General features: G+C 73.3%; 13 protein-coding genes and 1 pseudogene. All 14 read right to left on the bottom strand.

Translation table 11 applies throughout. The features are described from left to right. Positions 1 to 898, bottom strand: a pseudogene (locus DKL51_RS16345) (VWA domain-containing protein); the annotation flags it as partial. A gap of 13 nt (positions 899 to 911) precedes the next feature. Then, positions 912 to 2,030, bottom strand: coding sequence for an AAA family ATPase (locus DKL51_RS16340; protein WP_109966201.1), 1,119 nt, complete (start codon positions 2,028 to 2,030; stop codon positions 912 to 914). Between the two features lie 264 nt (positions 2,031 to 2,294). Then, complete coding sequence (locus DKL51_RS16335) at positions 2,295 to 2,597, bottom strand: hypothetical protein (RefSeq protein WP_109966200.1); 303 nt, start codon at positions 2,595 to 2,597, stop codon at positions 2,295 to 2,297. Between the two features lie 46 nt (positions 2,598 to 2,643). Continuing rightward, positions 2,644 to 3,618, bottom strand: coding sequence for a DUF4314 domain-containing protein (locus tag DKL51_RS16330; RefSeq protein ID WP_260428560.1), 975 nt, complete (start codon positions 3,616 to 3,618; stop codon positions 2,644 to 2,646). A 114-nt stretch (positions 3,619 to 3,732) separates the two neighbouring features. Next, positions 3,733 to 3,867 carry a hypothetical protein gene (locus DKL51_RS36435; RefSeq protein WP_260428559.1) on the bottom strand — a complete coding sequence of 45 codons (135 nt, stop codon included), beginning with the start codon at positions 3,865 to 3,867 and terminating at the stop codon, positions 3,733 to 3,735. 759 nt (positions 3,868 to 4,626) lie between these two features. Beyond that, a complete protein-coding gene (locus DKL51_RS16325; protein WP_243420626.1) occupies positions 4,627 to 5,736 on the bottom strand; it encodes a C40 family peptidase in 1,110 nt (369 codons plus the stop codon). Beyond that, positions 5,733 to 6,263, bottom strand: a complete 531-nt coding sequence (locus DKL51_RS16320; RefSeq protein WP_124812211.1) for a hypothetical protein — start codon at positions 6,261 to 6,263, stop codon at positions 5,733 to 5,735. The genes DKL51_RS16325 and DKL51_RS16320 overlap by 4 nt, the downstream gene beginning before the upstream one ends. A 231-nt stretch (positions 6,264 to 6,494) precedes the next feature. Continuing rightward, a complete protein-coding gene (locus tag DKL51_RS36430) occupies positions 6,495 to 6,623 on the bottom strand; it encodes a hypothetical protein (protein ID WP_260428558.1) in 129 nt (42 codons plus the stop codon). Then, positions 6,620 to 6,886, bottom strand: coding sequence for a hypothetical protein (locus DKL51_RS16315; protein WP_109964905.1), 267 nt, complete (start codon positions 6,884 to 6,886; stop codon positions 6,620 to 6,622). The genes DKL51_RS36430 and DKL51_RS16315 overlap by 4 nt, the downstream gene beginning before the upstream one ends. Next, positions 6,883 to 7,470, bottom strand: coding sequence for a hypothetical protein (locus DKL51_RS16310; protein WP_109964906.1), 588 nt, complete (start codon positions 7,468 to 7,470; stop codon positions 6,883 to 6,885). The genes DKL51_RS16315 and DKL51_RS16310 overlap by 4 nt, the downstream gene beginning before the upstream one ends. Before the next feature lie 86 nt (positions 7,471 to 7,556). Next, positions 7,557 to 8,192: a GGDEF domain-containing protein gene (locus DKL51_RS16305; protein WP_109964907.1), complete on the bottom strand. Its 636-nt coding sequence runs from the start codon at positions 8,190 to 8,192 to the stop codon at positions 7,557 to 7,559. 90 nt (positions 8,193 to 8,282) lie between these two features. After that, positions 8,283 to 9,080: a prolipoprotein diacylglyceryl transferase gene (locus tag DKL51_RS16300; RefSeq protein ID WP_260428557.1), complete on the bottom strand. Its 798-nt coding sequence runs from the start codon at positions 9,078 to 9,080 to the stop codon at positions 8,283 to 8,285. Positions 9,081 to 9,505: 425 nt separating this feature from the next. Next, positions 9,506 to 10,060 (bottom strand): hypothetical protein, encoded by a 555-nt coding sequence (locus DKL51_RS16295; RefSeq protein ID WP_109964909.1) that lies wholly within the window; start codon positions 10,058 to 10,060, stop codon positions 9,506 to 9,508. A gap of 139 nt (positions 10,061 to 10,199) precedes the next feature. Beyond that, positions 10,200 to 10,802 (bottom strand): hypothetical protein (locus DKL51_RS34975; protein ID WP_185734821.1); only part of this gene is annotated, 603 nt, incomplete at its 5' end.

The raw sequence follows: 10,802 nt of genomic DNA, 5'->3' as shown, positions 1-10,802 counted from the left end.
CGGCTTCGGTGGGCTCGCGTCGGCTCCAGGTCGCGGGGGCGGAGAACCGGGCGTTGAGCTGCTGTGCCCGGTACTCGGCGGGGGTGACCCCGGTGGCGTGGGCGAGGTAGTCGGTCAGGGCCTGGGCGAGCCGGCCGGCGAACACGCCCGGATCCGGTACCGGTGTCTGCGGCTGCAGGTGGGGGTCGATGCCGAGGATCCGGCACCACCGCCACGCCAGGTTGACCATGCTGTCGGCGTCGGAGTCGTCGGTGGCGTGGGCCTGCCGCCACAGGTCTCGCAGCTGCAGGAGGCGTTTGCGGCCGAGGATCGCGGTGACAGCGGCGCGGACGCCGCGGATGTCCTTGGCGGTGATGATGCGGGCGTCGACGCGGGCGAGGAGCAGTCCGGCGAGGTGTCCGGCGTGCCATGGGTCGTCGACGGGGGCGTCGCCGGGGCTGATCAGGGTGGTGACGGTGTGGCGCAGCCACCTGCGGTCCCCGCGCCGGCGTGTGCGTTGCCGGTACTCGATGCGGGACTCCTCGAGGACCTCGGCGACGGCGGCGACGACGGGTGGGGTGCCGGGCGGGGTGCGCCACTGGCTGTGGGCGGCGTGCGCGGCCTCGTGGACGAGCAGCCCGTAGGCGGTAGGGACGAGCCGCTTGTGGCCGGCCCGCTTCGGGTTGGCGGTGTCGGGGGTGCCGATGTGGGTGGCGTCGACTTCGATCCGGGCGCTGTCTGGGTAGAAGCAGGCGGGGGCGCCGCCGCCCGCGCCGGGGGCGACCGTGACGGTCAGGTCGGTGCGGCCGGTCAGGACCGGGATGTGCCGGGTCCACGCGTCGCTCCAGTCCTGCCAGTCCGGATCGCCGCCGGCCGGGGTGGTGTGGCCGGGCTGTTGGTGGGTGGAGGGATGGGGCATGTCCGTGCTCCTGTCAGCGTTGCTTGCCGAGGGTCAGCGCGGTCACGTCCGCGCCGAAGTGCTGTTGCAGGGCGGCGACGACGGCCGACCGGTCGTCCTCGGGGGCGCGGCCGGCGAGGTTGCCTATTGCCGCGGGCAGGCCGAGGGTTTTGCGGACGCGGGCGAAGCCGAGCAGCTCGCGTAGCTGCGGCGCCCACGACACCCGCCCCGCGGCCAGGTCGGCGTTGAGCGCGATGGCCGCTTGCACGGCGGGGGAGGGGACGCCGAGGTGGCGGGCGAGGTGCCAGTCGGTGGTGACCTCGATGTGCACGTCGAACCGCGATGCGAGGGCCTCGGTGAGGATGGCGCCGTGGACGCCGGGGTTGTGGCCGGCGATGACGTAAAACCCGTCGCTCGCTTCGACGCGTTCGTTGCGGTAGCCGGGGATGGTGATGACCCGCCGGCCGTCCATCGCCGGGTACAGCACGGCGAGGACCTTAGGCGGGATGAGGGTGGCGTCGTCGATGAGCAGCGCCCGCCCTTCCCGCATCGCCTGTACGAGGGGGCCGTAGACGAACTCGTAGCCGCCGTCGGGGAGGGGGATGAAGTTGCCGAGGAAGTCCTCCACGACGGTGTCGCCGGTGCCAGCCACCGTGAGCAGGTCGGGAAAGGCGGCTTCGACGAGGGCGGTCTTGCCGGTGCCGGGAGGCCCGTAGAGCAGCACGGGGATGCGCTTGTCGCGCAGCCGGCGCAGCACGTCCACGTCGGTGGCCCCGGCGAGCCGGCGGGGAAAGTACAGGTCGCCGTTCGGGCGGGTCACCGGCTGTCGCCGCCCCGCACCGCGGCCGCTGCCGGGGGTGCGCGGGGCCGGTGGTGGCATGGTGCCAGCGGCGTCGATGCCGGCCTTCGTGATCTGGAAGCGGTGCGGGCCGGTCTGGTGAGTCGCGTATCCAGCGGCGGCCATCTTCTTGAGGGCTTCGAAGACCGCGCCGGTGGAGCGGGCGGCGATCGCGGTGGTCACCTCGCCGACCTTCAGGACCTGGTCGGGGTGCCTGGCGAGGTAGGCGGCGACCTGTCGGTAGAGGTAGCCGGGCCGACGGTCACCGCCGGGTGCGGTGCCGTCGGCGGTGTCGGGTGAGGTGGCAGGTTCCATGCGGGCCTCCTGTACGTACGGGTCGGGCCCGCGCACCCGTCTCCGGAGTGCGCGGGCGGTGCGGCGATGTCCGCGCGGCGGAGACGGCGGTTGGCGGGCCGCTCCCGTGACAGGACGGCCGGCAACGCCGGTGAGGCGCTTGAAGGAGCAGCCCGAAGGGCTGCGGCTGGACGGATGCCGACGCCACCTGGCGGTGGGCGACGACAAGGAACGCATCCGACCCCGGTTCGATCAAGTCGAGCCGGGGGCGAGCGCGGCATCGGGTTAGTGGCGGCTGAGGGTGACCTCGCCGGTGGGGCGGCGGGAGATCTGCACGGTCAGGCCGAACACGCTGCCGTCGGACAGCTCGAGCCACACACCGCGGTCGAGGGTCAGGACCCCGGCGTCGCGGTAGGTGCGCGCCGAGGTGATGGTCACCGGCTGCCCGTCGCTGTGGGTCAGCTGGGGCAGGTCGGCGTCGTCGCAGAGCTGGTCGAGCTCGTCGCTGGTGAGCAGGTGCCGCACCAGGGCTTGCAGGATGTCCTCGTGGGCGTACTCGTCGAACTCGTCGTCGCAGTCCTCGCGCATGGGGATGCTCCTCAAAGTGTGGTAGGGGGGTCAGGGATGGGGCGGGTCAGGCAGCTGGCGTGGGTGGCTGCTCGACCGGGTCGGGGATGTCACCCGTGATGCGGTCGCAGTCGTAGGGGTGCACGGCTATCCACGTCCACGACCGGCCCATCACCGTGTACCGGCCGTCAGCGCCGGCGGTGATGCGGTCGACCGCGTCCGGGTCGCCGTGCACCCGGGTCTCGTCGACGTCGATGACATCGCCGTCGAAGCGCATCCGGGCCATCGACTCGTCGACCATCCGGTCCTGCTGCACGCCGGCGACGCCGTGGGCGGCGAGGTGCTTGCGGTAGCGGCCGCGGGCGGCCTGCTGGTCGGCGACGATCGCCTCCGCAACCTGGCGGGTGCAGGTGAACACCGCCCACCCGTTCCAGTTGTCGACCAGCGTCCCGGCGAACCCGACCGGAACCCGCATCTCGCCGTCGGCGTTCGGCGTCCACGCCCAGTCCCCGGCGAACACTCCCGGCCCACCAGGCCGCACCCTGTCCGGGTGTAGGTGGCTCAGGTCGCGGTCGTCACCGGTGGGGTGCAGGACGATCCGGCATTGCCGCGCCACCTCGTCGGTGACCGCATCGTCGAACCCGCCGCACCACGCCCACCGGGCCTCGTCCACCCGATGGGCGGTCAGCTCCTGCCAGGCCGGCCCGCCAGGCGGGGCGGCCTCCGCATAGCGGGCCTGGTCATCGCCGAGGAAGTACGGGTCGGCGGTGGGCAGCCCATCGAGCACCGCCGGGTCGCCGTCGTCGAGGGCGTCGAGGATCTGCAGTGCCGCCGGCCGGACACCGCCGACCGCCCGGCCGCCGAGAGTCTCCTGGGCCCACCACTGCGCGGCTGCTCGGCCGGCGGTGGCGCCCGCGGCGCGTAGCGCGTCGAGGACCAGCTGCCAGCCGGTGTCCGGCGGGCCGGCATGCCCGGCGCGGCGGACGCGGTCGCCCGCATCGAGGCACATGGACAGGTGGGAGCCGTTGTCCCCAGTCGACATCGAGAGTCCGCTGATCCGGCTGGTAGCGGCGGACGGTGCCTTCGTCACCGGGCCGCAGGAGGGTGTGCGGGTCGTCGCTGTGTACGAGCGCTACGCGCTCGCCCGGCTGGTAGGTCATCGCGTCGCCCCCTCGGCCGGAGCAGGCAGCAACCACCACGACCAGCCCGCCACGACGACGTCGAGCAGCAGGAGCCCGTTGGTGTCGCGGCGCAGCCGGTGGGGCCCCTTCGCCCGCCTGGCGGCCCACATCAGGTCGAACTCGGTGCCCGCGCCGCGAAGCCACGACGCTGCTGCCCGGCCTCGCCCTGCGTGGGGTGGTGGCGGCGGTGATCGTATGGGCGGTGGCGTCGGTGAACCGGAGGACCGGCGCCCCGTGCGGGTGCGCCGCCAGGCAGACCTCGGCGTCGAGCCCGGCGCGGGCGTCCGGCAGCCACAGGTGGGCCGGGTTCCAGCGGTGGCCGTGGTCGGTGTAGCCGCCGCAGCCGAGCACTGTGCCGGCCGCTGCCGGGTCGAGCGGGTGCTGGCTGTGCCGCAGCCACCGGCTGTGGCAGGTCGCCTCGTACACCAGCACCGTGTCGGTGGCGACGTCGACCAGGTACATCCACTCGAGGTAGCCCTGCGCCGCCTCGTCGATGCGGCCACGGCGGGTCCCGTCTTGCAGGTCGGTGCCGTAGCCGACGCCGGGCACCGGCCGCCTGCCGTGCCGCCGGCTGGCGCCGGTGGCCGAAGGGTCGAAAGTGACCCAGTCGTGGCGTAGGAGCGCCTCGGCGGTGGCGAGGGTGTGCCGGTTGAAGGTGTGCTGCCAGATGCGCCGCAGCGGCACGATGATCTGCTCGGGGTCGCCGCCCCAGTGCAACCAGCGGGCGGCGTAGGCGCCACCGGAAGCGGTGACGCCGATCAGGGTGGAACAACTCACGATGGGAACCTCCATCAACGGTGCGGGAACCCCGGCCCGGCGGGCCGAGGCGACAGGAAGCGGGTGGTGTCCGGGCCCTTGGGCGGGCCGAGTCAGGCAACGATGCGGCGGACGGCGGCGAGCTGGCCGCTCCAGGCCGCGAGGCGGCTGATCTTGACGACGTCGCCGGTGTGCGGGGCCTGGACGATCAGTCCTTGGCCGAGGTACATGCCGACATGGCCCGGCCTGCTCGGGCTGCCGCGACTGCCGGGGATGAACAGCAGGTCTCCCGGCCGCAGGTCGCGGTAGTCGGTGACAGGTGTCCCCGTGTGGACCTGCTCGCTGGTGGTACGCGGGATGCTGATGCCGGCGGCCCGGTAGGCCTGCTGCATCAGCGACGAGCAGTCGCACTGGTGCCGGGCGATGCCGGAGCGCGGGGCGGTGCAGTCCCCGCCGAAGGTGTAGGGAGTGCCGAGCTGGGCCAGGGCCCAGCCGATCGCGGTAACCACCGGCAGCGGCGTCCCCGGCGGCAGGGTGAACCCGGACGGCAGCGGGACCGCCTCGCCGCCGAACTGGCCGTCACCGCCGTCGGCCAGGCACAGCGGATTGCTCATCGCCTGCTCCAGGTCACCCGCGACCGGGCCGGCCGGGGTGCCGCCGGTCAGCACGCGGACCAGGGCGATCGCGTCGTCTTCCCATCTGGCGTAGGCGCCGGGGAACGCGGAGCGTTGCACCGCCTGCGCGGCGTCGGTGAGCGGCATGCCCTGCCACCCGTCCACGGCGAGCAGCGCCGCATAGAACTTGCCCGAGGCGTAGCGCGGATCCCGCAGCTGGGCAGGCGTGCCCCACCCTTGAGAGGGGCGCTGTTGGAACAGACCGACCGAGTCGCGGTCCCCGCCGGGCAGGTTCCGCAGGCTCGATTCCTGCATCGCGGTGGCCAGGGCGACGACCCAGCCCCGTGGCGGAGCCCGCAGCTCGGCGCCGACAGCGACGATCGTCGCGGCGTTGCCCACCTGCTCGCTGCTCCACCCGCCGACACCGCCGCCAGCGGGTGGCGACACGGTGATGCTGGGCAGCAGCGGCTGGCCGTCGGGCCCGACCGCGCTGAAGCATGCGGCCGAGGCGGTGCCACCGCCGGTGAACATCGCCCCGATCCCGACTGCGCACAGCACGAGCAGGGCGACCACGCCGCCTGCGATGGCGCCGAGGGTGCGGGCGCTCACCGTGTCACCTCGACTGGCGAACGCGGGCAGCGCGGGGACTCCGATGCCCTGTGCGTGGTGTGCGCCCGGTCGTGGGCGGTGGCGTGCGGGGTGCGGGCGTCGAGGCGGTACCGGGCGATGGGGTCCCCGTCGTCGGTGTGCACGGTGACGGTCGCGGTCGCCGGGTCGATCAGGTAAATCCACTCCGCGTCGAGGTGCGTGGCCTGGCACAGCGGGAACACGCTGACCGGCTCCGCCGGCTCGACGACGCCCCTGTTGGTGGCGAGAGTCATCCCGACGCCCGGCACCGGCTGCTGCCCCGCGAACGCGCAGGTGGTGGCGGCGGTGATGCCGGGGTCGAGGTATTCCCAGTCGTGGGCGAGCACCGCGGCGGCGAGCGCTACGGCGTCGCGGCGGCCGTGGTGGGCCCAGATGCGGGCGAGGGTGGGCACGACAGCGGCGGGATGGCCGTCGAAGAGCACGAACCGGGCGTGCACAACATGCGGGTTGGTGGGATCGGTGGTGCCGACGTAGCAGTGGGCGCTCACGGGTGGGCTCCTTCGGCAGGATGCTGGTCATGGAAGGGCGGACGAGTGCGGTCGAGTGGGCGGCGGGAACGGTGGACGCCCGGAATCGCTGCCGTCCAAGGCGAGGAAGGCAGGGCGAAAGGCCACGCGACTGACGGGCCGCGTGGCCTTTCGAGGAGCGCTCCGACGGACCGTGGAGTGGCTGTGGCGTGGACAGACGTGCGGCGGTTGCGGGCCGGGACCCAGCCCAGGTCAATGCGTCAGAAGCGCGCCGCGTCCCTGCAGGCCGGTCGCACCGCAACCGGAGAACGGGCCTTCGTCGGCGTTGCCTGCCATCGGTGCCCGCTCGGCAGATGCGATGGCCTCGCGGATGACCGTCACGACTGCTCGCGGTCGGTCATGGGCGGCCAAATGGCGGGCTTGGCGCGCCAGCCGAAGATGGGGTCGCTCAACTCGACGGACCCGCAGCGGGTGCACTGGGCGTAGGTGTCGGTGGCGTAGCCGGCCATGGACGGCACCTCGTCCCCGGTGACCTCGTCGACGGCCCCGCACACGCGGCAGCGCAGCGCCTCGCCGCCGGGCCCGGTAGGGATGAAGATCGGCTCGTCGTCGTGGGCGCTGCTCCCGGAATGCCCGCCGGTCATGAGGTGGCCTCGCCCGCGTGGACGTGGGCAAAGCGGGCGGTGGCGGCGAGCAGGGCGGCCAGCCCCGGCAGGGTGGCGGGCATGTCATCGGGGTTGGGGGTGTCGTCGGCGGCCAGCAGCGGGGGCTCCTCGCCGCGCAGATCGGTGAGGTGGTAGGCGCGGCCGTCGAGGTCGACGGCGTCGACACGGCGGGCCGGCCGCAGCCGACCGTGGAGGGTGTGGATGTCGTCGTAGATGGCGGCCCACGCCAGCAGCCGCGCGGCGGGTCTGGTGCCGCGGATCAGCCGAATGATGGTGTCGAGGGTGGCCTGGTAGGGCATGGACGCCGCCTCGTCGGTGTGGTGCAGGGCATGGGCGAGGCGCTGCAGCAGCGCGGGCAGCCCGGCGGGGTCGGTGAGCAGGTCGTCGGGGTGCAGCGGGAACTCGACGACACTCATCTCATGCAGCGTCGGAACGGTGAGTTCCGCTCGCAGGTGATGGATGAGCAGCAGTGTCGGCGGGGTGCCCCAGCCGGTGATCTCGGCCTCGGCGTTGGCGGTGAGCAGGCATTGCGACACGGTGTGGACAGCGGTGAAGGACAGCATCGTCGTCTCCTCGAACAGAGGGCGCAATGGGGAAGGACCCCGCAGCCAGCGGCTGCGGGGTCCTTAGTGGAGGCATGCGGGGCGGGTCAGCGGTGGTGGCGGTCCCGGCTGCGCCGGCCTGGCGGTGTGGTGAGCGGGCGGTGTCCGCAGACGCCGATGCCGCTGCGCTTGGCGTGGTACATGGCCTCGTCGGCTTCGGCGAGCAGCTGCCGGGGTGGAGTGCTGAGGTGGGTGTGGGTGTAGCCGACGGAGGCGCTGACGCTGATGTCGCCGCAGTCCAGGCCGATCGGGGCGGCGCCGATGGCGCGCCAGGCGGTATGCGCCACGGCGGCGGTTTCGTCGTGGTCGCCGCGCACGAGCAGCGCGAACTCGTCCCCGGAGAGGCGGGCGACGATCTCGACCGGGGCCTGCAGTCCGGCGAGGAGCCGCCCGACCTGGGCGAGCAGAATGTTGCCGGTGTCGTGGCCCAAGGTGTCGTTGACGGTCTTGAACCGGTCGAGGTCGAGCAGCACCAGCCCGCACGGCGCGTTCTCGGTGAGGGCGGCGCGCAGGCGGGTGAGCAGGAGCCGCCGGTTGGGCAGGCCGGTGATGTCGTCATGGGTGGCGTCGTAGCGGGCCGCTTCGAGGGCCTGGTGCTGGCGCCACAGCAGACCGCCGGCGAGGGCGAGGCCGGCGAGGATCCCGCCGACGGTGGTGACGATCGCGTGCAGGATGGGAGACACTCGGATCGCTCCTTGCGTGCAAAGGAGCACCGGGGGCGGGCGTGAGTCGCCAAACTTGAACGCCCGCCTCCGGGCTGCCGGACGAGGGGCTTACTGGCCGACGTTGGCGGGCGCGAGCTGGAAAGTGGCCGGTCGTTCGACGGTCTGCACGGCCTTGCCGGTGGCGACGAGTTTCGTGGCCGCGTTGGCAACAGCCCCCGGGCTGGCCTTGGCCGCGCCGCTGCCGGCGTTGCCGGCGTCGATAAGCTTCGCGAGCTCGCCGGTCTTGTACTGCCGGTCGGGGTGGGCTTCGAGGATGTCCAGGATCGTCCCGCGCAGCGATCCGCCGGCCCGGCGGGCCTTCGTGGAGCGGTCCTCGACCTGTGGTGTCGGCGCGGCGTGGCGACCGTCGGCTGTCGTCTCCTGCGGCGTCGGGCTGGCCGGTACGTCAGCGCTGCCGGTCTCGGCGGGGCTGGTCGCCGTCTCCTCAGGGGCTGCCGGCGCGTCGAGACCCGGCTCCTCCTCTGCTGGCTCGCCGCTGGCCGCAGGGTGGCCGCCGGCTGCGGTGGTGGCGGCTGATTCGTCACCGTCGCCGCGCTCGCCGCCGGCCACCGCCTCGACGGACCGATCGGACGTGCCCGGGGTGGTGGGAGGTTCCCCGCTGTCGGCGCGGGAGGTGGCGGTACGGCCGGCGGCAGTGAGTCGCCACAGGGTGCGGCCGTCGTCGGTGCGGAACCGCTGCGCCTGCCCGGACTCTTCCCAGGCGCGAAGCTTCGAGGTGGTCGTGGAGTAGCCGAGCCGGGCGTGCTCGGCCACCGCCGCGGCGGGCGCATCGCCGAGTTCGGCGAGCGCGGCCAGGACTTTGAGCGTGTTGTGCGCTGGAGCGGTCTGCGGTGATGCGTCGGTCATGCGCATGTCCTTCCTTGTGACCGGGATGGGGATGAGGTCCGCGCACTGATCCACGCTTCGAGCGCGGCGGTGATCAAGTGCAAGGACCGGATCTTGGGACGCGAGCAGGACGAAGCGAGTGCTTCCTGTCGACAGGGGAGCGGGAAGAGGAATAGGGCGGCCTGTCGCAGGCCGGCTGGGTGGGCGCCCCAGGCCCGGGGCGCCCGGCGTGCCGGTGTGCTCACGGTGTGGCCGGCAGCCGGAGCGGAGCGGGCTGGCGTGCGGCGGGCGCTGCCGCCAAGGGGCATCTGGTGCATGCCTGCTGGCGATCTCGCAGGGTTGATGGCTCCCGCCGGTGAGTGCGGCCGCCGTTAGGGCGACGGCACGGCGGCACGCAGCTCGGAGGGCGGGCGCGGCGGCCGGCGACGTCTGTCGGCCTCGGCGGTTCAGGCGACGGCGCAGGTGAGCAGGCGCTGCAGGCACATCGGGATGACGGTGGCGCGCACCGAGGCCGGCGGGTGGTCGAGGACCGTGGTAGTGGTGCTGGCCGCGCCGCGTACCCGCAGGATCTGGTAGTGCCGTGCGTCGGTGTCGCAGGCGATCAGCGCCCGCACCGGCAACCCATCGGGGTGAGCCGGCGTGCTGTCGGCATGGGTGTCGAGGCCTTCGCAGAGGAAAGCCATCCCGATCAGCCGCCGCTGTTCCGCCCGGGCCCACTGCCGCAGCGAGGCAACCGTGGTCGGCGCGGTGAGGTGCTCGGTGATCGCCGTGAGCCCTACCCAGTAGGGCAGCCTCAGGCCGGGCACGGTCTGCTCGTGCAGCCGCCACACCGCCTCGTCGACGGGCAACTCCCGCATACCGACCGCGGGTGCGTGACGGTGGCCGGTCGGGTCGAGCAGGCCGAGCAGCGCGGGCCGGGCGTCCCAGCCCCGATCGTCGGCGTCCTGTTCAGCGGCGGTGAGCGCCGCGGTGATGACGGCGGCGCGATCTTGCGGCCTCATTCGGTGGTTCCCTCCTCGTGATGGGCATGACGTGGTGTAGGTCTTCCTGCGGGATCGCCGCGTGCCGGGGCGGCGCACCTGGTGCCCCCGGGTTGAGGAGGGTTGAGGTGCGCCGGCCCCGCTGCTGTGGCGTGTGGCGTTAGAGGGCGACGGCGAGGAGCCGCTGGTCGGGTGCGAGGGCGTCGAGGTGGCGCAGGGCCTGCTCGATGTAGGTGGTGCGGTCGGTGAGGGCGTCGCTGGCGGGGGCGAGCTTGTGGCCGTCGGCGGTGAGCATGGCGTCGCCGGCCACAGTGGTGGCGGCGCTGTAGTGCTGGTAGGCGAGGGGGCCGGCCTGGTACATCTCCAGCTCTCCGATGCCGGGTTGCCCGGGGCCCGGGTTCGCGGCGGCGTGCAGGCGCATGGCGTTGACGCGGGGTTGGGCGTGGAAGTCCGCGATGGCGGCGTCGAGGGGGTACGTGTCGGGGTTGGCGAGGTGGCGTGCCTCGAACGTCGGCCAGGGGGTGGCGGGTCGGGTGCCGTGGACGGCGTGCTGCCAGATCTGGTGGCGGATGCCGGCGCCGACGGCGGCGGCGTGGCGCATGCCGGGAAGGTCGAGCAGCCGGACGGGTCCGCCCGCACACGGGGCGGGTTGGCCCTTGCGTAGGCCGATCAGGTGGTGGCGCTGCCACCGGCGCCGGCCGGGTACGGCCCAGAAGTGAGCGGTGAGGGTGCCCGGGACACCGAAGTGGATGGTGAGCTGGTG

It is taken from the genome of Micromonospora globispora, assembly GCF_003857015.1.
Taxonomy (GTDB): Bacteria; Actinomycetota; Actinomycetes; order Mycobacteriales; family Micromonosporaceae; genus Micromonospora; species Micromonospora globispora.
Note: the sequence above shows the minus strand (reverse complement) of the source record. Positions and strands in the feature narration are given on the sequence as shown.